The organism is Ralstonia sp. 22111, from assembly GCF_052045895.1.
In the GTDB taxonomy this organism is placed as follows: domain Bacteria; phylum Pseudomonadota; class Gammaproteobacteria; order Burkholderiales; family Burkholderiaceae; genus Ralstonia; species Ralstonia wenshanensis.
This window is the reverse complement of the sequence record NZ_JBQEPR010000001.1, coordinates 669,831-693,011: the sequence shown is the minus strand read 5'-3', so window position 1 is coordinate 693,011 and position 23,181 is coordinate 669,831. Positions and strand designations below refer to the sequence as shown.

The following is a 23,181-nucleotide window of genomic DNA, read 5'->3' as shown; positions in this document are numbered from 1 at the left end:
ATTAGTTGCGCACCGGCTTGCCGGTCTGCAGCATGCCCATGATGCGTTCCTGGGTCTTGGAGCTGCCGAGCAGATCCACGAAGGCCTTGCGCTCCAGCGCCAGCAGCCAGTCTTCATCCACCAGCGCGCCGGCTTCAACGTCGCCGCCGCACACGGCTTCAGCAATGCGCGAGGCGATCGTGAAGTCGTGCTGCGAGATGAAGCCGCCATCACGCATGTTCACCAGCGACGCCTTGATCGTGGCGATGCCCGACCGGCCTGCCACCGGAATGCCGACCGGACGCAGCGGCGCGCGGTAGCCCGAATCGGACAGCGCACGCACTTCGTTGCGCGCAACATGCAGCAGTTCGTGCACGTTGAAGACGATGGTGTCGGTCGGCTGCAGGTAGCCGATCTTCTGCGCGTCCAGCGCGGAAGACGACACCTTGGCCATGGCCGCGGCCTGGAAGCGGTTGGTCAGGAACTGCAGGATGTTCGTGCTGCCTGCTGCCTGTGCCGCCTTGGCAGCGGCCAGCGCAGCTTCCTTCAGGCCACCACCTGCCGGCACGAGGCCCACGCCCACTTCCACCAGACCGATGTACGTTTCCAGTGCAGCCACACGCTTGGCCGAGTGCAGCAGCAGTTCGCAGCCACCGCCCAGTGCGATGCCCGATGCGGCCGACACGACCGGCACACCGGCGTACTTCACGCGCATCATGCCGTCCTGGAACTTCTTGACGAACGGCTCGATGCCCTTGGCGCCGCCCATCATGAAGGCCGGCATGGCCTCTTCGAGGTTGGCACCGGCAGAGAACGGACCGCCCGGCGCACCCAGCTTGAGCGACGTCGGCTGCCACACCACCAGACCCTTGTAGCCGGCTTCAGCCAGATCAACGGCACGCGTCAGACCGTCGATGACGCTCGGTCCGATCGTGTTCATCTTGCTCTTGAACGAGACGATCAGCACGTCGTCCTGGCCTGCCGCGTCGTCCACCCAGATGCGCACGGCATCGGTCTCTTCGATGGTCTTGCCATACGTGAGCGGGTTGACCGTCGTCGCACCCTTGATCGGTGCACGGAACACCTGACGGCCATACACCGGCAGCGTGCTGCGCGACAGGAACGCGCTCTGATTCGCAGACCACGAACCCTGTGACGAATGCACACCGCCGTTGTCCGCCACGGGGCCGGAGAACACCCATTGCGGCAGCGCTGCGTTCGACAGCGCCTTGCCGGCTTCGATGTCTTCCTTCACCCACTCGGCCACTTGCTTCCAGCCCGCCTCTTGCCAGTCTTCAAACGGGCCGCTGTTCCAGCCGAAGCCCCAGCGGATCGCCAGATCGACTTCCGCAGCCGAATCCGCAATCTGCTCCAGATACACAGCGATGTAATGGAACACGTCGCGGAAGACTGCCCACAGGAACTGCGCCTGCGGGTTGGTCGATTCGCGCAGCAGCTTCAGGCGTTCGGCGGGCTCCTTTTTCAGGATGCGCACAACGATGTCATCTGCCTTCTTGCCGCTCGGGCCGTACTGGCCGCTTTGCGGGTCCAGCACCTTGATTTCCTTGCCTTCCTTCTTGTAGAAACCGGCGCCGGCCTTCTGGCCCAGGGCGCCCGCCTCGACCAGCTTGGCCAGCACGGGCGGCGTGGCGTAGACCGGGGCGAACGGATCGTCCTTCAGGTTGTCCTGCATTGTCTTGATGACGTGGGCCATCGTGTCCAGACCCACCACGTCCGCCGTGCGGAACGTCGCCGACTTGGCGCGGCCCAGCTTCGAGCCCGTGAGGTCGTCCACCACGTCAAACGGAATGCCGTACTTGGCCGATTCTGCAAACACCGCCAGGATCGAGAAGATGCCGACGCGGTTGGCGATGAAGTTGGGCGTGTCCTTCGCGCGCACCACGCCCTTGCCGAGCGCGGAGGTGAGGAACGTTTCCAGCTTGTCGAGAATGTCGCCGCGCGTGTGGGCAGTCGGGATCAGCTCGACCAGGTGCATGTAGCGCGGCGGGTTGAAGAAGTGCACGCCGCAGAAGCGCGACTTCAGCTCGGCATCGAAACCATCCGACAGTTCGGTAATCGACAGGCCCGACGTGTTCGACGCGAAGATCGCGTGCGGGGCGATGTGCGGCGCGACCTTCTTGTACAGGTCGTGCTTCCAGTCCATGCGTTCGGCAATGGCCTCGATGACGAGGTCGCAGTCGCGCAGCTTCTCGATGTCGTCTTCGTAGTTGGCAGCCTGGATGAGGTTGGCGTCGTCCTTGATGCCCAGCGGCGCCGGCGACAGCTTCTTCAGGTTTTCAATGGCCTTGAGCGCGATGCCGCTCTTCGGGCCTTCCTTGGCCGGAAGATCGAACAGCGTGACGGGAACCTTGGCGTTGACCAGGTGCGCAGCAATCTGCGCGCCCATCACGCCGGCGCCCAGCACAGCAACGCGCCGGACGAGGAAGTTGGAGCGCTGGCCGGCCTGCGGCTGCGCGCTGGTGGAGAGTTCAGTGCGGGTCATGGTGTCCTCGCGGAAAGAAGAGGAGTTATCACCCCCGCACAAGCGGGAGCGACACAAAGAGGCGTTGAAACCTGTTCACGATCCATAGCGAGCGGCTCGAGGTTGGCCTGAGAAGCGCAGCCGTACATGGGTACGGCGAGCATCACAAGGCCAAGATCGCGCCGCGCAGTCGGATCGTGGGCTGGTTTCCTTAGAACAGGTCGGCTTCGAGTGCCATCAGCGTGGCGCCGCCGGCACGTGCCATACGAATCTGCGAAGCCGTTTCGGGCAGCAGCTTGGCGAAGTAGAAGCGCGCCGTTGCCAGCTTGACCTTGTAGAAGGTGTCGCCGCTGTCTTGCTTTTCCAGAGCGATCTTGGCCATACGGGCCCAGAAGTACGAGAACACCAGATGGCCGACCACGCGCAGGTACGGCACAGCAGCTGCGCCCACTTCGTCCGGATTGGCCATGGCCTTCATGCCGATTTCCATGGTCAGCTTCTGGACCTTGTCGCCGATGTCGGCCAGCGGGTTGATGAATTCCTGCATCGCTTCGTTGGTGCCTTCGGCTTCCACAAAGTCCTGCACCAGCTTGCCGAACTTCTTCATCTTGGCGCCCATGTCGCCGAGGATCTTGCGGCCCAGCAGGTCCAGCGACTGCACGGTGTTCGTGCCTTCGTAGATCATGTTGATGCGGGCGTCGCGCACGTACTGCTCCATGCCCCACTCGGCGATGTAGCCGTGGCCACCGAAGACCTGCATGCCTTCGTTGGTGGAGATGAATGCGTTGTCACTCAGGAAGGCCTTGGCGATCGGGGTCAGCAGCGCGACCAGGTCAGCCGCGTCCTTGCGCACGGATTCGTCTTCGTGCGACAGCTCGCGGTCGATCTGCAGGGCGATCCAGTAGCTGAATGCGCGGCCACCTTCGGCAAACGCACGCTGGGTCAGCAGCATGCGGCGCACGTCCGGGTGCACGATGATCGGGTCGGCCGGCTTGTCCGGTGCCTTCGGGCCCGACAGGCTGCGCATCTGCAGGCGTTCTTTGGCGTAGGCAGCCGAGTTCTGGTAAGCCACTTCGGTCAGGCCCAGGCTCTGCATGCCGACGCCCAGGCGGGCGGCGTTCATCATCACAAACATGGCGTTCAGGCCCTTGTTCGGTTCGCCGACCATCCAGCCCTTGGCACCATCCAGGTTGATCACGCAGGTGGCGTTGCCGTGGATGCCCATCTTGTGTTCGATGGAGCCGCACTTCACGCCGTTGCGCTCGCCCGGGTTGCCGTTGGCATCGGGGATGAACTTCGGCACTACGAACAACGAGATGCCCTTCGTGCCGCCCGGCGCATCCGGCAGGCGTGCCAGCACCAGGTGGATGATGTTTTCGGCCAGGTCGTGCTCGCCCGCCGAGATGAAGATCTTCGTGCCGGTAATGGCATACGAGCCATCGGCCATCGGCTCGGCCTTGGTGCGCAGAATGCCGAGGTCGGTGCCGCAATGCGGCTCGGTCAGACACATCGTGCCGGTCCACACGCCCGACACCAGCTTCGGCAGGTAGCGCTGTTTGAGTTCGTCGGTACCGTGCGCGTGCAGCGCTTCGTACGCGCCATGCGAGAGGCCGGGATACATCGTCCAGGCCTGGTTGGCCGAATTCAGCATCTCGTACAGCGCGTTGTTGATCAGAATGGGCAAGCCCTGACCGCCGTATTCCGGATCGCAGCCCAGCGAGGGCCAGCCGGCCTCGACGTACTGTTGATACGCTTCCTTGAAGCCCTTCGGAGCAGTCACCACGCCGTCGCCGTGGTATGTGCAGCCTTCGCGATCGCCGGACTGATTGAGCGGGAAGATGACTTCGGAGCAGAACTTGCCGGCTTCCTCGATCACCTGATTGATGGTGTCGGCATCGATCTCCGCGTGCTGCGGCATTTGCTTCAGGTGGTCCTCCACGCCGAGAAGCTCGTGGAGAACAAACTGCATGTCACGCAGCGGTGCGGTGTATTGACCCATCTTGCAACTCCTTGGTGTGTACTGCGCGACCGCTAGGTGTGCGATGCCGCGTCAGGTTCGGTAAGACTGAATGAGTTTGTTGAGCGCCACCATGGCCAGCTCGGCGCTGTTCGGCAACCGCAGGAAACGCGCATCGTGATGCAGACCCAACTCCAGGCTGTACATCTCGAAGAGCATCAATTGCGGGTCCGCTTCTGCACGCAGGTGGCCCTCTTCCTTTGCCTGTGCGATCGCGCGGGCCAATGCTGCACGCCAGATCGTCACGCTCTTGACGAGTTCGTCGCGCACCGGACTTTCGGCACGATCGTCGTACTCCACCGCGCCGCTGATGTAGATGCAGCCCGTGGTCACTTCCTGAATGCGGCGCTCCATCCAGCGTCGCACCATGCTCCACAGGCGCGGCAGACCGCGCGGTTCCGTCAAGCTCGGGTAGAAGACTTCCTGCTCGAACCGTTTGTGATACTCGCGAACCACTTCCACCTGCAGATCCTCACGCGAGCCGAAGTGCGCGAACACCCCGCTCTTGCTCATCTGCATGCGCTCCGCGAGCACACCGATCGTCAATCCTTCCAGTCCGTCGCGCGAGGCCAATTCCAGCGCGGCATCGAGAATCGCTGCACGCGTCAGCTCGCCCTTGCGCATCGGCGTGGCTGCTGCGTGATTCGATTCGAGACGAGCGGTCGGGTGACGCATGATGATTTCTCTCCGTTCTTTTCTGGGGCGTGACACGCGAAATAAATGGCTTCTTGCGGGGCGCCTTTCGCATGCCGGGCAGGACTGTAAACCAGCCTGCGCAAACACTCTAGCCCAAAATCGAACGGTCGTTCAATTATTTACAGGGGCCCTTGGAGCGGCAAGTGTTTTATTAGAAAGCGGCATCTAAATGGCAATACGGAATCGCCATCTTTCGCAGTGCAGCGCAGATCGTGTAAACCCTTTATTTGAAAGGCTTTACAGGATGTGCGCCGCACGCAGAAAACGCGAGCGGCGCAGCATAATTGATGAATTTTCTAGTGCTACTCATCAGTAAATAAACTGGCGGAAATTCAGCCCGGCGTGATGCCTGCGCACATGGCGCCACGGCGGAAGATGCGGGCGTCCATTTCACGCAGATCAGTTGCCACGGCAACCTCCGCAGCGCACTGGTCTAACACGTCGCGCTGCAGATCGATGCCGGGAGCGATTTCGGTCAGTGTAAGGCGCCGTGTGCCGTGGCCATCGTCGCGCATCTCGAAGACGGCGCGTTCGGTCACGTAGCGCACGGGAATGCCTGATTGCGCCGCATATTCACCGTTGAAGGTCAGATGCGAGACGGCAGGCACGATCTTCTTGAGCCGTCCTTCCCGCACGATGCGCAGTTTGCCGTCCTCGGCTTCGACTTGAAGGCCGCCAGCGGTGAGCGTGCCCATGAACACGACCGAGCGCGCGCTCTGCGTGATGTTGATGAAGCCGCCGACACCTGCGACGACGGTGTCACCGCCCTCACCAAACAGGCTGACGTTGACGTTGCCGGCACCGTCCAACTCTGCCAGCCCGAGGATGGCGAGATCGATGCCGCCACCTTCGTAGAAGTCGAACTGCGCAGGCTGGTCCACCACGGCTTCAGGATAGGCCGAGGCGCCGAAGCTGAGGCCATCTGCCGGCGTGCCGCCGATTGGGCCGGCCTCCACGGTGAGCGTAAAGCCACGCGCGCCCTCCTGTTCAGCCAGTGCGCCGACAGCTGCGGGCATGCCGACGCCCAGGTTCACGACGCGCGGTTGCTGCGCCATCAGTTCCAGCACGGCACGGCGTTGCACCAGCGTGCGGGCATCGAGCGCGCCGTGCTGGCTTGTCTCCAGCGCCTCGCTCGCTTCGATGGCGTCTTCCTTGAGTTGGATCGCCACACCTTGCCAGGGGCGGATATAGGTCGGGTTGAACGCCTCTCCGAAGGTCATCTGGTGTTCTGTTTCATCGTCGGCGACGACCACGTAATCGACGAGGATGCCCGGCACGTGGATCGCCTGCAGGTTGTCGTGCCGATCGACGAGCCGACGCACTTGCGCGATGACGATGCCACCCGAGTTGCGTGCGGCCTGCGCCATGGCCAGCAGTTCGTGGTGAAAGGCTTCTTCGTGCGTGCTGATATTGCCGCGCGGGTCGGCGGCCGTGCCCCGCAGAAAGACACAGTGCAGCGGAAAGCTGGGGTAGAAGAGATAGTCTTCGCCGCGAAAGCGCTCGTACTCAACCCACGAGGCTGTGCCAGCAGCGCGTGCTGCCTTGGCGCGGGCGTTGATGGCGCCGCCGTGGTAACGCGCGTCAAGCTCCGTGCGTGGGTCGACGAAGGTGTGCAGACCCATCTTGGTCAGCACGCCGGGCTTGCCACCCGCGATGGCGCGGTACAGATGCGTGAGCACGCCCTGGGGCAGGTTGAACGCATCGCATTGCTCGGCAAGCGCCAAGTCCGCCAGTCGTGTGGCGGAGCGCCAATGCCCGCCGACCACACAGCGCGTCATCCCGGGATTGCCGAAGTGGTTGACGCCGCGCGTGGCACGATCGCCTTGTCCGGCGGAGTAGACCAGTGTGAGATCGCGCGGCTCGCCGGTGGCCAGAAAGCGCCGCTCCAGCGCGTGCGTGACGGCCTCTGCATGGCCCGCGCCGACAAATCCGGCGCATGCGACCGTCCACTCCGGCTGTACCAACCGCGCCGCCTCATCGGCTGTGATGACTTGCATGTCTCCTCCGTCTTGTTATGTATTTGCAGATGCCTGCACCGCTAATACTGTGCTGCGCGCCCGCTGATGACGACGCCAAGGCGCACGAGCCGGTAGGCGCACCAATCTGCCAGGCGCCACCACCAGCGGCGCGCTGCGTGCTCATCAGCCAGGACGCGGCGTGCGTGATGGGTGATCGCGTCTTCAAGCGCGCCGCGCAATTCGTTGGCCACGGTCGCATCCCACGCGACGACGTTGGCTTCGCGTGCCAGCAGCAGGCTGAACGGGTCAATGTTGCTGGAGCCGATCGTGGCCCATCGATCGTCCACCACGGCTACCTTGGCATGCAGGAAGCTGGACGTGTATTCGTGGATCTCAACGTTGTCGCGCAACAGCATGTGATACAGCGAGCGCGTCGCGTAGTGCTGCAACCGATATTCGACCTGCCCCTGCAGCAACAGCCGCACGCGCACACCGCGCCGTCGGCATGCAGCCAGCGCGCGCATGAAACGCACGCCCGGCAGGAAGTACGCGTTGGCAATGATCACCTCGTGCCGCGCCACACCCAGCGCGCGCAGATACTCGCGTTCGATCGCACGCCGGTTACGGACGTTGTCACGCAGCACCAGCGAAGCCAACACGGTGCCCGGTGCGCGCTCACTTTCCCGTCCGGATGCTCCGCGATGCCGTGGTCGCGGCGTATCCGTCATCACCGGAAACTCGGCGGCGACGCCCGTTACACCGACCTCCCGCATGCCAGCGCGTACGCCCATCTGCCACCAGAGCCGGTCGACGGTCAGCGCAATCTGCGCGACCAGCGGCCCGCGTACCCGCACTGCAAAGTCGTAACGCGGCCCCAGCGCAGCGTCGTGAAATGGCGCGTGATTCAGGTCGTCGATGATGTTGATGCCGCCCACGAACGCCACGTCGTCATCGATGACGACGATCTTCCGATGCAGCCGTCGCAAGTAGCGGCGCTGCAGGCGAAAGCCGCGCACCGGACGATAGATGCGCAAGCTCACGCCCGCCGCTTCGAGCATTGCGCCGATGCTGTCGGGCAGCAGCCCGGTGCCGAAGCCGTCGATGGTCAGGTTGACATCCACGCCGCGGCGCGCCGCGCGGGCGAGCGCTTCTGTCACGCTGTGGGCGGTGGCGTCGTCGCTGTAGATGTAGGTTTCGAGCGCAACGCGGCGTTGCGCGGCGTCGATTGCCTCGATCAAGGCTGGGAAGAACTCGGCACCGCCGCACAGCAGGTCGACGTCGTTGCCCGGCAGGGGCTTACCCCGCCGCCACTCCGAGCGCAGGGGCCCTGCATCGCGAACGACCCTCATGAATGTGCCAGTTCCGCCAGCAGGGGCACGTGATCAGAGCGCTGCGCCCATTCGCGGCCCGTCAACGCATGCGCACGTTCGATCTCAAACCCGCGCACGTAAATGCGGTCCAGCCGCAACCAGGGCATGTGGCTCGGGAAAGTGCGCACCGGGCGCGCATCGGCGGCCTTGTCGGCGACTTCGGTCGCACCCAGCGCCTGGCAGATCATGCGATCCAGCCGGTTATTCCAATCGTTGAAATCGCCCGCCACTACGAGCGGCGCATTCGGTGGCACGACGGAACGCACTCGATCGACGAGTGCCTCTGCCTGCCGCTGCCGGCTGCGGGCAAACAGGCCGAAGTGCGCGCACAGCAGATGCACCTCGCCGAAGCCGAGATCGGTCACGGCGTGCAGCAGGCCGCGCTGCTCGAAACGGTGGTCGGAGATATCGAGGTTTTCCGACAGCAGGATCGGGAACCGCGAGAGGATGGCGTTGCCGTGGTGGCCATGCTCGTAGACGGCGTTGCGGCCATAGACCGAGTGCGGATAGACGTCGGTCGCAAGATAGCGCAGCTGCGTGTAGTTCGGATCGAACAGCTCGGCGGCAACCAGGCGGTCGTTGCGGTCCTGTACTTCCTGCAGGAAGACGATGTCGGCGTCCATCGTATGCAGGCCCTGCCGCACGTCATGCACGCGCACGCGCCGCGCGATGCCTGTCACGCCTTTGTGGATGTTGTAGGTGGCAACGCGCAAACGGAGCATGTCAGGCTCGGTCCTTTGTCAGTGCGGCCTGACGCGCGTGATAGGCAGCAAGGCGTTCGGGCAACTGCAAAATGGCCTCGGCGTTGCTGCGGGAGAAGCACCGCGCGGCGGCATCCTGGTAGGGCAGCCATTCGGCCTGCACATGCTCGCGTGGGGACATCCGCACCGGCACCTTGCCGCTCACCAGCAAACCGAACCAATGCTCGGTGTTGCGCGTGATGCCCGGTGCGTAACGGTGCCGCCAATGCGGGTAGATCTCGTATTCGATGTGGTGGCCCCAATCGATCAGATGATGCTGGGCCGAGTCGATACCGGTTTCTTCGAACACCTCGCGGCGGGCGGTATCAGACAGGGGTTCGTCGAGCGCATCGCAACTGCCCGTCACGGATTGCCAGAAGCCCGGACGATCTGCCCGCTCCATCACCAACACATGCAGATCGGGCGTGTGAATGACGACGAGAACGGAAACGGGAATCTTGTGCGACATGGGTGCGGTTGCTGCGTGCTTCGATGGGCGGCGCGATCGCGCTGCAAGGCAATAGCTTACCGCAGCCAGAAGCGTGCCACCGTGACGTTCAGCGTGCCGCCATGCCGTGGCAACAATCAGGCAGCCCGCAGCGGCCCTTGGCCCGTGCGCGTGCGGGCAAGCCACAGCGCCGTCTCATCCGCCGCCGTTTCGTGACCCAACTCGCGGCGGGCCGCGGCCAGCAGCGGATCGAGCATCGCAGCATAGTCCTCGGCCGCGCGCTGTGATTGCGCCCACAACGCTTCTGTACGTTCGCCGATTTGTTGGCGCAGCGCAGCGAGCTGTGCGGTCAACTCGCGTTCGCGATTGCCCAGCGTGTTGAATTTCTGAATGAGGAAGCGCTGCACATCCGTCTGCTCCGATTGAGCGTTGGCCTGATCGAAGCGTTCAACGATGGCCGAGGTCTCGCGCTCGATGCGATGCAATTCGCTGGTGCCCTCACGTTCAGCGGTCTCCAGCGCTTGCAGGGCGCGGCGTTCGGCCTGCAGAACACGCGCGTGGTCGGCAAAGCGGAGTTCTGCCGCCAAGTGAGCTTCGGCCAGGGGGCGCGGCGTGTCGTAGACAAGCGGATGCACCGGCATGCTTGGTGCGGCGGGAGGCAACGCCGTTTCGGGCAAACGCAGGTTGGCGACCGCGTGCAGCCACCGCATCCGCTCTGCCGCAAGGTGACCCAGCGCGCGCATCGCCTCCGTCAGACCCGGAGACGTCGCCGATACAGGTACGCCGGGATGTGCGCTCTGCGCCGCTGCCGCGATTTCTGGCACGCAGGCCGCCACCGTGGTGGCCACAGCCTCGGCCATCGCCACGGCGGCGCGCCGGGTGGCGCGGCGGATTTCGATCCAGGCCAGCAGCATCACCACCAGCGCGGCGATTAGCCAGGTGAGCAGGAACTCCGCGTGGGCGACGACCCATGTGCGCGCAAAGTCGATGTAGTCCATCTAAACACTCCTCCTTCGTTGTCACCCAACGTGACAGAAACGAAAGATTCGGTTTAGCACGCAATGTTCCCGATTGCTGCGCGTTGCCTGGCAGGCGCCCAAAAACAAACCGCGCCGCCCTTGTCAGGCGGCGCGGTTCGTTGTGGAGCGTCAGCGCGGGCGCTTAGGCAGTCGTTGCGGCCGTCGGTGCAGCCACCTTGGCCTCGGCGGCGCGCAGGCGGATGTGCAATTCGCGCAATTGCTTTTCGTCGACCGGGCTCGGGGCCTGCGTGAGCAGATCCTGCGCACGCTGCGTCTTCGGGAAGGCGATCACGTCGCGGATCGAGTCCGCGCCGGCCATCATCGTGACGACGCGGTCAAGGCCGAACGCGATACCGCCGTGCGGGGGCGCACCGTATTGCAGTGCGTCCAGCAGGAAGCCGAACTTGGCACGTGCTTCTTCATCGTTGATCTTCAGCGCGCGGAACACCTTGCTCTGCACTTCTTCGCGATAGATCCGCACCGAGCCGCCGCCGATTTCCCAGCCGTTGAGCACCATGTCGTAAGCCTTGGCGATGCACTTGCCCGGATCGGTTTCCAGGTATTCCAGGTGCTCGTCCTTCGGGCTCGTGAACGGGTGGTGCATGGCAACCCAGCGCGCGTCATCCTCGTCGTACTCGAACATCGGGAAGTCGATCACCCACAGCGGCTTCCAGGCGTCTTCGAACAGCCCGTTGCTCTTGGCGAAGTCCGAATGGCCTACCTTCAGGCGCAGCGCACCCATCGCGTCGTTGACGACCTTCGCGCGGTCAGCACCGAAGAACAGGATGTCGCCATCCTGTGCGCCGCTGCGCTTGAGGATCTCGGCGATCGCCGCGTCGTGCAGGTTCTTCACGATCGGCGATTGCAGGCCGTCACGGCCCTTGGCCACTTCGTTGACCTTGATCCAGGCCAGGCCCTTGGCGCCGTAGATTTCGACGAACTTGGTGTAGGCGTCGATATCGCCACGCGACAGGGAAGCACCGCCCGGTACGCGCAGTGCCACGACACGGCCGCCTTCGGCGTTGGCCGGGCCCGAGAACACCTTGAAGTCGACGTCCTTCATGGCGTCGGTCAGTTCGGTGAATTCCAGCTTGACGCGCAGGTCCGGCTTGTCCGAACCGAAGCGGGCCATCGCCTCGCGGAACTCCATCACCGGGAACTTGGCGTCCAGCTCGACCGACATGGTGTTCTTGAACACCGTGCGGATCATCTCTTCAAACAGGTCGCGGATTTCCTGCTCGGTCAGGAACGACGTTTCGCAGTCGATCTGGGTGAATTCGGGCTGGCGGTCAGCGCGCAGGTCTTCGTCGCGGAAGCACTTGGTGATCTGGTAGTAGCGGTCGAAGCCCGACACCATCAGCATCTGCTTGAAGAGCTGCGGCGATTGCGGCAGCGCAAAGAACTGGCCGGCGTTCACGCGCGAGGGCACGAGGTAGTCGCGTGCGCCTTCCGGCGTGCTCTTGGTCAGCATCGGCGTTTCGATGTCGATGAAGCCCTTGTCGTCCAGGTACTTGCGCACTTCCATCGCGACCTTGTAGCGCAGGCGCAGGTTGTACTGCATCTGCGGGCGGCGCAGGTCCAGCACGCGGTGCGTCAGGCGCGTGGTTTCGGACAGGTTGTCGTCGTCCAGTTGGAACGGGGGCGTGACGGAAGCGTTGAGCACCGTCAGCTCGTGGCACAGCACTTCGACCTTGCCGCTGGTCAGGTTGGCGTTGGTAGTGCCTTCCGGGCGGGCGCGCACGACGCCCTTCACCTGCAGGCAGAACTCATTGCGCACACCTTCGGCGACCTTGAACATCTCCGGGCGGTCCGGGTCGCACACGACCTGCACCAGGCCTTCACGGTCGCGCAGGTCGATGAAGATCACGCCGCCGTGGTCACGACGACGATGGGCCCAGCCCGACAGCGTGACGCTCTGGCCGAGCAGTTGTTCGGTGACCTGACCGCAGTATTGAGTACGCATTTGCATGTTGTGTTTTTCCGCGAAGCGCGCCGCCAAGAAAGCGTCGCGCGTGAAAGTTGATCGGGGGGCCGGGGTCGATTCGACTTCGTTCGTATCGCCGGCTCAGGGTGCCGCGATGGCGCCGCCCTCTGCGGGCAGCGCGGTCGGATTCGAAGGGTCGCGCGGCTCTTGAGCCGGCGACCGGTCCTCCGTCTGTGGCGAGGCATCGGGCGGGTCCATGCGGCGCGGCAGCGCTTCGGGCGCCACGACCCCCATCGACACGATGTACTTGAGCGCCGCATCCACCGTCATGTCCAGCTCGATGGTGTCAGCCTTGGGCATCATCAGGAAGAAGCCCGATGTCGGGTTGGGCGTAGTCGGCACGTACACGCTGACGTACTCGCCCTGCAGGTGGTTCTCGACATCACCGCCGGGGCGGCCAGTCAGGAACGCGATCGTCCATGAGCCTTCGCGCGGGTATTGCACCAACAGGGCCTTGCGGAACGCATTGCCGTTGGACGAAAGCAGCGTGTCCGACACCTGCTTCACGCTCGAATAGATCGGGCCGACCACGGGAATGCGGCCCACGAGCGCTTCCCACCACAGCACCAGCTTCTGGCCGATGAAGTTGTGCGCCAGCACGCCCACGATCAGGATGAACGCCAGCGTGAGAATCGCGCCCACGCCAGGAATGCGCCGGCCAAATAGCTGATCGGGCTGCCATGCCGACGGCAGCAGCGCCAGGCTCTGGTCCATCGTGCCGATGATGAGCGACAGCACCCACAGCGTGATCGCAAGCGGGACAAGCACCAGAAGACCGGTCAGGAACCATGTCTTGAGTGCGCTGGTTTTCTGTTTCATGGAGCGATGGACCGAAAGGTGAGCGATGCGATCAGTGGCAGGCGCACGACGTGCCGCAACCACCGGACGCAGCCGGCGTGCTCGCACTGGACGACGCGCTGTCCGACGACGCGGCCGGTGCGGCGGCGGGCGCAGCGGCATCCGCCTTGGCCGCCGTACCGGTCGCGGGCGCCGCAGCCGATGCACCGCCCGAACCGCCGCGGAAGTCCGTCACATACCAGCCCGAGCCCTTGAGCTGGAAGCCGGCAGCAGTGAGCTGCTTCTTGAACGCCGGCGCGCCGCATGCGGGGCAATCCGTCAGCGGCGCGTCGCTCATCTTCTGCAGCACATCTTTGGCGTGGCCGCAGGCGTCGCATCGATAAGCATAGATCGGCATGGTGTCCTCACCCTGGAACAAACAAATGACAAGTAAGCGATTGGATTGCCCGCCCAGACCGCGAACGCAGTGCGGGAAATACGCACGGGCTTGCGAAAGATTGGGGCAACTGCGCGCCATACAAGTGCTGGCGCGCAAAGCCTTGAATTATAAACCCTTTTGCGGGAATTCCCGACCGTAGATTCGGATCGGGCGATGGCGATGCGCGACAAAGTGGCACACCGCGCACGCCTGCAGCAAGGCGCTCAGGCCTGCGTGGCCGCCTTGGTGGTCGGCGCGCGGTTCGCGATCCACTGCGGTCCGAGCGAGCCCAGGACCATCGCCCCAAAGCTGGCCAGGAGGCCAACCAATTGTGGCGGAAGCATCGCATCGGGCAGGAACACTTCGCACCAGATCCATGCCGCGAGGCCCAGGATGATGGCCAGCAGACCGCCCTGCTTGGTCGCACGCTTCCAGAACAGACCGAAGGCCAGCGGTACGAAAGCAGCCACGAGCGTTACCTTGTAAGCACTTTCGACCATGTGGAAGATTGACAGATGCGAGTTCAGCGCGAACAACGTCACCAGCACCGTGAAGGTCAGCACCACCGCCTGCATCACGCGCAAAAAGCGCTTGTCGTCCATGTTGGGCAACAGCGGGCGCAGCACGTTTTCGGCAAACGTCACGGACGGCGCCAGCAGCGTCGCACTCGCGCAGCTCTTGATGGCTGAGAGCAGCGCGCCGAAGAACATCACCTGCGCGAAGATCGGCGCATGCTGCAGCACCAGGTTCGGCAAAATCATCTGCGAATCGGTGTCGATGTACTTTGCGACCATCTCCGGGTCAATGAGCGTGGCGGAATACGCCAGGAACATCGGCACGAACGCAAACATGAAGTACAGCACGCCGCCCAGCACCGACGCCGTGCCGGCGATGCGCTCGGTGCGCGACGATGTCACCCGCTGGAACACGTCCTGCTGCGGGATCGAGCCGAGCATCATGGTGATCCACGCCGTCACGAAGCCGATGACCTCGATCGGGTTGAACGCCGGCCAAAACGAGAACTTGCCCGAAGCCGCCGCGTGCGCCACCACCGTGCCCACGCCACCAGCCTGCCCCGACACCTCCCAGCCGATGTACAGCATGCCGATCACGATGATGATCATCTGGATGAAATCCGTCACCGCCACCGACCACATGCCGCCGAACAGCGTGTAGACGAGCACGCTGCCCGCGCCAATCATCATCCCGAGGTCTTGCGAGACCGCGCCGTCAGACACGGTGTAGAACACCAGGCCCAGCGCCTTGATCTGCGCCGCCACCCAGCCCAGGTACGACACGACGATGCACAAGGTGGTCAGCGTTTCGGCCACGCGGCCAAAGCGGTTGCGATAGAAGTCACCAATGGTGAGCAGGTTCATCCGGTACAGCGGCTTGGCGAAGAACAAACCCACCAAGATCAGGCACAGCGACGAGCCAAACGGATCGGCCACCACACCGTGCAGGCCATCCTTGAGAAATTCTGCGGGAATCCCGAGCACCGCCTCGGAGCCAAACCACGTGGCGAACACCGTTGCCGTCACGACGTAGAACGGCAGGCTGCGGCCAGCCACGGCGAAGTCGGCGGTATTGCGCACCCGCAGTGCAGCCCATAGGCCGATACCGACCGAAATTACCCAGTAAATAATGACAAACCAGATCAGCATGGCAGCGCGGAAAGAAGCTGGAAAACCCCATGGCGGCCAGGTTTTGGGCCCCTGGGCGCGGGCAAAGTGGCCGGATTATAGCGATGGGACCGGGTGCCGGGGCATCGGCGCGACCACGAACGCCGCCCCGTTTGCCCGATTTCCAGGCACCCGCCCGCAACGGGCGTCGGCAGGCTTTTTGTTGACCACGGCCCATGTTGCTTTGCACCAACACTGACCGGGAAAACGCATCAATCGGCGCGGCGGCGCCAGACTTGCCAGCGCTCACGCCCGGCAAACACCGGAATGGAATCGGCCTCGGCGATGGGCATATCGCTGATGCGCTCGAACGCCGGCGACAACAGCGCATCCAGCTCGGGTTGCGTGGTCTCGAACGGCGGCCCCTTGGGCGCCGCCTCTCGGCCTTCCACCACGGCAAAGAAGCCGGCCAGCAACCCGCCAGGCGGGAGCAGTTTTGCCACCTGCGCGGCGTAATCTGGCCACAGACGACGCGGCATGGCGCACAGGAAAGCGCGTTCGTAGATCCATTGCACCGGACGAGGCGGCGAAAAGCGGAAGAAGTCCGCCAACTCGACCACGTCGGCGTGCGGACCCAGCACGGCCTTGGCCGATGCCACGGCACTCGGCGCAAAGTCGATGGCCGTGACCGGCCAACCGCGGTCCGCCAGCCAGCCGGCTTCGTAGGCGTTGCCGCAACCGGGAATCAGCGTGGAAAGCGGCGCGGGCTGCGCTTCGCAGAATTGCCGGAACGCGGCGGGCACACCGGCGGCGTCCCAGGGCGTGTGCTCGCGGCTGAAGCGTTCGTCCCAGAAAGCGGGATCGGCGGCGTCACGAGACTGGAAGACGGGCGGTTGGGCCATGGCGCTCGAAAGTTGACAGCGGTTCAGTAACGGCCCATCCAGGCCAGCACGTGCGTCGCAATGATGCCGACCGCGAAGCCGCCGACGAACAGCAAGGCCGCGGACAACAGCCGGTTCGTGCGCTTGTGCTCGGCAAGCAGCGCTGTGAGCGCCGCGGTCTGCGCGTTGCCATCCTCGCGGGAGCGGCGATCCAGAATCTGGTACACCAGCCGCGGGAAGTCGGGCAGCTTGTTGGCCCACTGCGGCGCCTCGACCTTCAGGCGCTCGACAAAGCCGCGCCAGCCGATCTGCTCGTGCATCCAGCGTTCGAGGAATGGCTTGGCCGTCTTCCACAGGTCCAGATCCGGATCGAGCTGGCGGCCAAGGCCCTCGACGTTGAGCAGGGTCTTCTGCAGCAGCACGAGCTGCGGCTGCACTTCCACGTTGAAGCGGCGCGAGGTCTGGAACAGCCGCATCAGCACCAGACCCAGCGAAATTTCACCCAGCGGCCGATCGAAATACGGCTCGCAGCATGCGCGGATGGCCCCTTCGAGTTCTTCCACGCGCGTCTCTTCCGGCGCCCAGCCGGACTCGATGTGCAGCACGGCCACGCGGTGGTAATCGCGCTGGAAAAACGCCAGGAAGTTCTGCGCGAGGTAGTTCTTGTCGAACTCCGACAGCGCCCCGACGATACCGAAATCCAGCGCGATATAGCGGCCCAGCGTCTCGGGCGCCACGCTCACCAGGATGTTGCCGGGGTGCATGTCGGCATGGAAAAAGCCGTCACGGAAGACCTGTGTGAAGAAAATCTCCACGCCGTCGCGCGCGAGCTTGTGCATGTCGACGCCGGCGGCGCGCAGCTCTTCGGTGTGCGAGATTCGCATACCGTGCATGCGCTCCATCACGAACACTTCAGACGTGCACCAATCCCAAAAGACCTCCGGCACCAGCAACAGGTCGGACTTGGCAAAATTGCGGCGCAACTGGCTGGCGTTGGCCGCCTCGCGCATCAGGTCAAGCTCGTCGTGCAGGTATTTGTCAAACTCGGCGACCACCTCGCGCGGCTTCAGGCGCTTGGCATCGGCCCACAGTTTTTCCATCCAGGTAGCGAGGTCCCGCATGAGCGCGAGGTCGCTGTCGATCACGGGCAGCATGCCCGGGCGCAGCACCTTGACCGCCACCTCGCGGCCGTCGTCCGGGCCGCCGCGCAGCGTGGCGAAATGCACCTGCGCGATCGACGCGCTCGCCACGGGGTGATGATCGAAACGATGGAACAGCGCCGAAAGCGGCTTACCGAGCGACTTCTCCACGATGGCCGCCGCCACCTTCGGATCGAACGGCGGCACGCGGTCCTGCAGCTTGGCGAGTTCGTCGGCCACATCGGGCGGCAGCAGATCGCGGCGCGTCGACAGCACCTGTCCGAACTTCACGAAGATGGGTCCAAGCTGCTCCAGCGCGAGGCGCAGGCGCACCCCGCGGGGCAGCTTGGGCTTGCGACCCAGCGTCAGCAGCCAGACGAGCGCGCGAATGCGGCGGCTCTTGAAGCCCGACAACGCGAGCTGATCCAGCCCGTAATACAGGATGACGAAAACAATCTTGCCCAGCCGGAAGAAGCGCGTCATGCCGATTCACCCTGACGAGCGGTCCGGGCAGCAGGTCGCGGGAGCTTTTCGAGCCGCTCCAGCCGCTTGACCAGACGCGCTTCGGCATCACGCAGTGCCGCCACGTCGGCGGCGAACTGCGCGAGGCGCGCATGGCGCACGAGCGTCGGTTGCTCATCGGTCAGGTACGACGCCACCGATTCCGCCAGCGAACGGCTGACGCGCGTGGCCTCGGTGCGGGCGGCCTGCGCGCCGCTCACCATACGCTGCGCGATCACGTCGCCAAACACGCGCGAGAGATCTTCCGCCGCATCCCAGCGCAGATTGCGCAGCAGCGTGGACAGCACGTTGGCAAATTCGGCCTCGCCGTCGATACGCACGTGCTTGAGCACGGCGGCCTGCCCGCCCGTGGCGTAATCGCCCGCAGCGGCCGCGAGCGGTACGACAACCGTCACGGCCGGTTCAACGTCAGGGTCGGGAGCGGCCACCAAGCCGGTGGCATCCACCTGCAAGGTCATCGACATGGGCGCCAGGTTAAAGCGCGCGACGCGACCCGCGAACGGCCGCAGTGTCTCCTGGGCCCAGGGCTCCTGGCGCAGCAGATGGTTGAGCGCGAGCAGCAGCGGCTGCATCAGCACAAGCGGAAACGGAGACGAAGTGGCTGTCGAAGACATGCGGTGATGGTGCGCAAAAACAGCAAGAAAGCAGCAAGAAGCGGGCTGGCGGGGGCAACAAAAAAAGGCCCGAACCAGATGGTCGGGCCCTATTTTACGGGGAATGTTGAAACGGCCGTTTTGCGGCGCTTCAAGTTGTTACAGCATCACTGCAGCTGCTGGATACCCGCCAACACCCAGCCACCCGCACCCTGCGTCGGCTTGGTCAGGTTCCATACCTCGGCAAACGGCTGCGCCGGCGCATTGGCTTCTTCGCGGATCATGCCCGAGAAGCGCACGCTCGCGAGGTACTCGGCGGCTTGCGTTTCGATGCCCAGCATTTCGGCTTCGACCGAGACCACGTCGGTCTTGTTGGGCGACGTGCCGCGGTCAGCCAGGTCCATCTTGATCTCGGCAAACATCTCCGGCGTGGTGAACTCGCGGATGTCATTGAGATTGCCGGCATCCCAAGCCGCCTGCAGGCGGATGAAGTAGACCTTGGCGTTGCGCAGGAAGGCTTGCGTGTCGAAATCTGCCGGCACGCCCCACGGCTGCTGCGGTGCGGCCGCAGCAGGCTGCGCGTTGATGGCCTGCGCGCTGGAAGCCGCCGGACCGCCCAGGTTCCACGACTGCGCAGCGGTTGCCGCGCCAGCGCCCAGGCCCGACGTATTGCCGGTGTTCAGCGATGCGGCTGCCGGTGCAGAAGCCTGCGGGGCCGGAGCGGCAGGTTGCGGCACGTACGGCTCACGGTCACCGCCAAGCGACGGGCCACCCGTGGCGTAGGCCGGACCTTGCGGACGGCTGCCGCGCACCTTGCGGATGATCCACATCACCACGAACGCGACGAGCGCGATCAGGATCAGGTTCGACAACAACGAGGCAAGGCCCGCGCCCAGACCGAACTTCGACAGCAGATAACCGATACCCAGACCGGCTGCCAAGCCACCCAGCATGCCGCCCCAGTTACGTCCGGGCTTTGCGGCCGGCGCCGTCGGAGCCGGTGCAGCCGGCGAGGGTTGCGCGGCGGGTGCGGCCTGCTGTGTCGGCGACGGCGTTGTGGCCGGCGGCGTCTGTTGGCGTTGCGTCACGGTGGACGACTGCTTGCCGATGCTGCGGCTGCCGCCCATGCGCTTGGCGTTGGCGTCGATTGCCGTGCCCAGTGCGAGCGTCGCGACCAGCGCGCCCGCCATCAATTTTCCACCCCAGTGCAAACTCATCGCTGTCTTCTCTCCAATGGCAGTGACGCCGTTAGATGAAGACGTCAATGCCGAAATTCAATGTGAAGGATCGTGGCATATCGCCGCAGCGCGCTACATCGCCCATCTGGTGGAACGACGGAAACACTTAGAGGCGACGGCCGACGTGCAGCGCCACGACCCCCGCTGTCAGATTGAAGTATTCGACCGAGTCCAATCCGGCCTGTTCCATCATCTGCTTGAGCGTTTCCTGATCCGGGTGCATGCGGATGGACTCGGCCAGGTAGCGGTAGCTCTCGGGGTCGCCCGCCACTTTGCTGCCCAACCACGGCAGCACCTTGAACGAGTACAGGTCGTAGGCCTTCTCCAGCGGCTGCCACACCTTGGAGAACTCCAGCACCATGACCTTGCCGCCTGGCTTCACCACGCGACGCATTTCTGCGAGCGCGCGATCCTTGTGCGTCATGTTGCGCAAGCCGAATGCCACTGTCACCACATCGAAGTAAGCATTCGGAAAGGGAATGTGCTCGGCGTCGCACAGTGCGGTGGGGGTCAGCACGCCGGCATCGAGCAAGCGGTCCCGGCCGACGCGCAGCATGGACTCGTTGATGTCTGTCAGCCACACCTCGCCGGTGGGGCCGGCCTGGCGGGCGAAGGCCTTCGCCAGGTCACCCGTGCCGCCAGCGATGTCGAGCACCTTGTAGCCGGGGCGCACCGCTGCCTGGGCGATGGTGAACATCTTCCACACGCGGTGCAGGCCGCCGGACATCAGGTCGTTCATCACGTCGTACTTGCTCGCGACGGAATGGAACACGCCGGCAACCTTGCCGGCCTTCTCCTGCTCTTCGACCTGCTGGAATCCGAAGTGGGTTTGGCTCATGACAGAAAGGGATACGGATGCAGCGCGCAGGCGCTGCGAAGTGAATCGGAAATCAGTGGCTGTGGCCGCAGGCGTGACCGGCGTTCTCGGCCATCGGGGCGTCACGGTCGACGCCGGCAGCGGCCAGGCGATCGAGATAGGCCTGCCACAGCATGTCGTGCTCGATGCCGAGGCGGTACAGGTAAGCCCAATCGAAGATGCCGGAATCGTGGCCGTCGGAGAACAGCGGCCGGATCGCGTAGTTGCCCACCGGCTCGACGCCGACAATGCCCACCTCGCGCTTGCCGGTCTGCAGAACCTCCTGACCGGGCCCATGCCCCTGCACTTCGGCCGACGGCGACAGCACGCGCAAGTATTCGAACGGCAGGCTGAACTGCTTGCCATCGGCAAAGGCGATCTCCAGCACACGTGATTGCGTATGCACGGTGATGCCGGTCGGATGCGGAGTGTCGGCGGAAAGTCCGGCCATGGAAAACGTCTCGTCGAGTCAAAAAACTGCGTTTCAGGAAGCCGCCAGCGCCATGTGCGCAGGCTCTTCTACCACCCGATAGCTTACCGCAGTCAACGGATCGCCCTCGGGGATGTACCGCAGGCGGCGATGGTGGAATCGTGCCACGGTGCTGCGGTGCGCCACGCTGACGATGGTCACATCAGGCATCGATTCGAGCATCAGGCTGTACATGAACGCCTCGGTGTCTTCGTCGAGTGCGCTGGTAGCCTCGTCGAGGAAGAGGTAATCGGGGCGCTGCAGCAAAGCCCGGGCAAAAGCCAGGCGCTGCTGCTCGCCGGGCGACAGGCGCAGGCTCCAGTTGCTCACCTCGTCCAAGAGGCCGGTCAGTGCCGGCAACCGGCACGCGTTCAGCACCTGGGTCAGACGCTCAGCGGTGTATTGGGTGGCCAAATCCGGATACGAAAGCGCGTCGGCGAGCGTGCCGGAGGGTAGATAGCTGCGCTGCGGCAGGAACAGGACGCGGGCATCGTCCGGCACCTCGATGTGGCCGCTGCCATACGGCCAGATGCCTGCCACGGCGCGCACCAGCGTGCTTTTGCCGCAGCCCGACGGGCCATTGACGAGTACACGCTCACCGCGTGCGAGCGTCATGTCGAAGGGCTCGACCAGCAAATCTTCGGGCTTGCGGTTGGGGAGGTTCAGCGCAAGGGCGCGGGCTTCGATGGCGGGTACGGCTGCGATCTCGACCTCGACGTCGCGCACGCCGGCGCGGTGCTCTTCCTCACGCTCGGCGGCGCGGATGGCGCGCTGGAATTCGATCAGCCGGTTGGTGGAAGCTTTCCAGGTGACCAGCGTGCGGTAGTTCGTGACAAACCACGACATCGCGTCCTGTACCTGCCCGAACGCGGTGGCGACCTGCATCATCCCGCCCAGCGTGAGCGTGCCGCCAAAGTAGCGTGGCGCCGACACCAGAAATGGAAAGATGATAGCGAACTGCGCATAGCCGGAACTGGCGAAAGTCAGGCGCCGCGTGTAGTCCATCAACTGATTCCAGTTGGTGCGGATGCGTTCGAAACGGCCGCTCAGGATGGCTTTCTCGGTAGGCTCACCGCGGTACAGGGCAATGCTCTCGCTGTTCTCGCGCACGCGCACGAGCAGGAAACGGAAGTACGCCTCGTAACGTTCCTGCTGGAACGACAGCCCGATCAGCGGCCGCCCCACGAAATGGATGATGACCGAGCCCACGATCGAGTACAGCAGCGCAAACCACACCATGTAGCCGGGAATCACGAAGTCGTGGCCACCCAGGCTGAACGCCAGCGGCCCCGACACTGCCCACAGGATGCCGAAGAACGACACCAGCGTCACAGCCGAATTCAGGAACCCCAGCGCCAAGGTGAGCGTTGCATCGGTGAAGGTGCGCAGGTCGTCGGCAATCCGCTGGTCGGGGTTGTCGGCGCTGCGCGTCTGCTCGAGGCGGTAGAACGCCTGCTTGCCGAGCCAGTCGTCGAGGAAGCTGCCGGTAATCCACGTCCGCCAGCGCATCTGCAACATCATCGAGTAGTACAGCCGCATGATCGAGCCAATGATCAGCAGCGCGGCAATCCATGAGAAACGCAGCAGCTGCGCCCAGAACTCGCCGTAGTTCTTCTGCTCGAGCGCATTGTAGAAAAGCCGGTTCCAATCGGTGAACAGCACGTTCATGTAGACCAGGAACAGGTTCAGACCGATCACCAGGGCAAGCAGACCCCACGCCTTGTGGCGATCATCCGAAAACCAGTACGGACGAATCAGTTGCCAGGTCTCCGAGAGATTGAGCCGCCCATGATGGACGGTCAGTTCGGAGATGGAATCCTTGTGGGAATCGGGCGTGGCGGCGGTGCGCGGAGTCGTCATGGCGAGGGCGTTGGCGCAACAGAAAGAGAGTCAGACGTTGTGCGCGCCACAGGGGTTCCGCGCACGACGTGGCGATGCGTTACCAGGCGCTA

The 23,181-nt window shown here is 64.1% G+C and carries 19 protein-coding genes; all 19 read right to left on the bottom strand.

The features are described 5' to 3' along the window. Window position 1: 1 nt before the first annotated feature. The 19 genes from ACTJK4_RS03260 to ACTJK4_RS03170 all read right to left on the bottom strand — a co-directional run bounded on the left by ACTJK4_RS03260 (window position 2) and on the right by ACTJK4_RS03170 (window position 23,089). Window positions 2–2,482: a 3-hydroxyacyl-CoA dehydrogenase/enoyl-CoA hydratase family protein gene (locus ACTJK4_RS03260; RefSeq protein ID WP_440815988.1), complete on the bottom strand. Its 2,481-nt coding sequence runs from the start codon at window positions 2,480–2,482 to the stop codon at window positions 2–4. Between the two features lie 190 nt (window positions 2,483–2,672). After that, entirely contained in the window at window positions 2,673–4,460 is a 1,788-nt protein-coding gene (locus tag ACTJK4_RS03255; RefSeq protein ID WP_260803077.1) for an acyl-CoA dehydrogenase C-terminal domain-containing protein, read from the bottom strand. Window positions 4,461–4,511: 51 nt separating this feature from the next. Then, window positions 4,512–5,102: a TetR/AcrR family transcriptional regulator gene (locus tag ACTJK4_RS03250; protein WP_021196492.1), complete on the bottom strand. Its 591-nt coding sequence runs from the start codon at window positions 5,100–5,102 to the stop codon at window positions 4,512–4,514. Between the two features lie 404 nt (window positions 5,103–5,506). Further along, window positions 5,507–7,171 (bottom strand): acyl CoA:acetate/3-ketoacid CoA transferase, encoded by a 1,665-nt coding sequence (locus ACTJK4_RS03245; protein WP_440815985.1) that lies wholly within the window; start codon window positions 7,169–7,171, stop codon window positions 5,507–5,509. Between the two features lie 41 nt (window positions 7,172–7,212). Next, on the bottom strand, window positions 7,213–8,481 hold the full coding sequence (gene clsB / locus ACTJK4_RS03240) for a cardiolipin synthase ClsB (RefSeq protein WP_260803079.1): 1,269 nt from the start codon (window positions 8,479–8,481) through the stop codon (window positions 7,213–7,215). Beyond that, entirely contained in the window at window positions 8,478–9,224 is a 747-nt protein-coding gene (locus tag ACTJK4_RS03235; protein ID WP_440815982.1) for an endonuclease/exonuclease/phosphatase family protein, read from the bottom strand. The genes clsB and ACTJK4_RS03235 overlap by 4 nt, the downstream gene beginning before the upstream one ends. Window position 9,225: 1 nt before the next feature. Then, entirely contained in the window at window positions 9,226–9,711 is a 486-nt protein-coding gene (gene nudB, locus ACTJK4_RS03230) for a dihydroneopterin triphosphate diphosphatase (protein ID WP_433866271.1), read from the bottom strand. A 116-nt stretch (window positions 9,712–9,827) separates the two neighbouring features. After that, complete coding sequence (locus ACTJK4_RS03225) at window positions 9,828–10,688, bottom strand: hypothetical protein (protein ID WP_440815980.1); 861 nt, start codon at window positions 10,686–10,688, stop codon at window positions 9,828–9,830. Window positions 10,689–10,851: 163 nt separating this feature from the next. Continuing rightward, window positions 10,852–12,678, bottom strand: coding sequence for an aspartate--tRNA ligase (gene aspS, locus ACTJK4_RS03220; protein WP_232041936.1), 1,827 nt, complete (start codon window positions 12,676–12,678; stop codon window positions 10,852–10,854). 96 nt (window positions 12,679–12,774) lie between these two features. Next, window positions 12,775–13,512, bottom strand: coding sequence for a DUF502 domain-containing protein (locus ACTJK4_RS03215; RefSeq protein ID WP_232041935.1), 738 nt, complete (start codon window positions 13,510–13,512; stop codon window positions 12,775–12,777). A 31-nt stretch (window positions 13,513–13,543) separates the two neighbouring features. Next, window positions 13,544–13,888: an FmdB family zinc ribbon protein gene (locus ACTJK4_RS03210; protein ID WP_232041934.1), complete on the bottom strand. Its 345-nt coding sequence runs from the start codon at window positions 13,886–13,888 to the stop codon at window positions 13,544–13,546. A 245-nt stretch (window positions 13,889–14,133) separates the two neighbouring features. Beyond that, complete coding sequence (locus tag ACTJK4_RS03205; RefSeq protein WP_232041933.1) at window positions 14,134–15,573, bottom strand: sodium:solute symporter family protein; 1,440 nt, start codon at window positions 15,571–15,573, stop codon at window positions 14,134–14,136. 230 nt (window positions 15,574–15,803) lie between these two features. Further along, entirely contained in the window at window positions 15,804–16,433 is a 630-nt protein-coding gene (locus tag ACTJK4_RS03200) for an SAM-dependent methyltransferase (RefSeq protein ID WP_440815976.1), read from the bottom strand. Window positions 16,434–16,456: 23 nt separating this feature from the next. After that, window positions 16,457–18,034 (bottom strand): ubiquinone biosynthesis regulatory protein kinase UbiB, encoded by a 1,578-nt coding sequence (gene ubiB / locus ACTJK4_RS03195; RefSeq protein ID WP_440815973.1) that lies wholly within the window; start codon window positions 18,032–18,034, stop codon window positions 16,457–16,459. Continuing rightward, window positions 18,031–18,687, bottom strand: a complete 657-nt coding sequence (locus ACTJK4_RS03190) for a ubiquinone biosynthesis accessory factor UbiJ (protein ID WP_440815970.1) — start codon at window positions 18,685–18,687, stop codon at window positions 18,031–18,033. Before ACTJK4_RS03190 ends, ubiB begins: the two co-directional genes overlap by 4 nt. 146 nt (window positions 18,688–18,833) lie before the next feature. Then, complete coding sequence (locus ACTJK4_RS03185) at window positions 18,834–19,883, bottom strand: Tim44 domain-containing protein (protein ID WP_440815968.1); 1,050 nt, start codon at window positions 19,881–19,883, stop codon at window positions 18,834–18,836. Between the two features lie 127 nt (window positions 19,884–20,010). Further along, window positions 20,011–20,742, bottom strand: coding sequence for a bifunctional demethylmenaquinone methyltransferase/2-methoxy-6-polyprenyl-1,4-benzoquinol methylase UbiE (ubiE, locus tag ACTJK4_RS03180; RefSeq protein WP_232041928.1), 732 nt, complete (start codon window positions 20,740–20,742; stop codon window positions 20,011–20,013). Between the two features lie 52 nt (window positions 20,743–20,794). Then, a complete protein-coding gene (locus ACTJK4_RS03175; RefSeq protein WP_232041927.1) occupies window positions 20,795–21,211 on the bottom strand; it encodes a gamma-butyrobetaine hydroxylase-like domain-containing protein in 417 nt (138 codons plus the stop codon). 33 nt (window positions 21,212–21,244) lie between these two features. Further along, window positions 21,245–23,089 (bottom strand): ABC transporter ATP-binding protein/permease, encoded by a 1,845-nt coding sequence (locus ACTJK4_RS03170; protein WP_440815964.1) that lies wholly within the window; start codon window positions 23,087–23,089, stop codon window positions 21,245–21,247. Window positions 23,090–23,181: the final 92 nt, after the last annotated feature.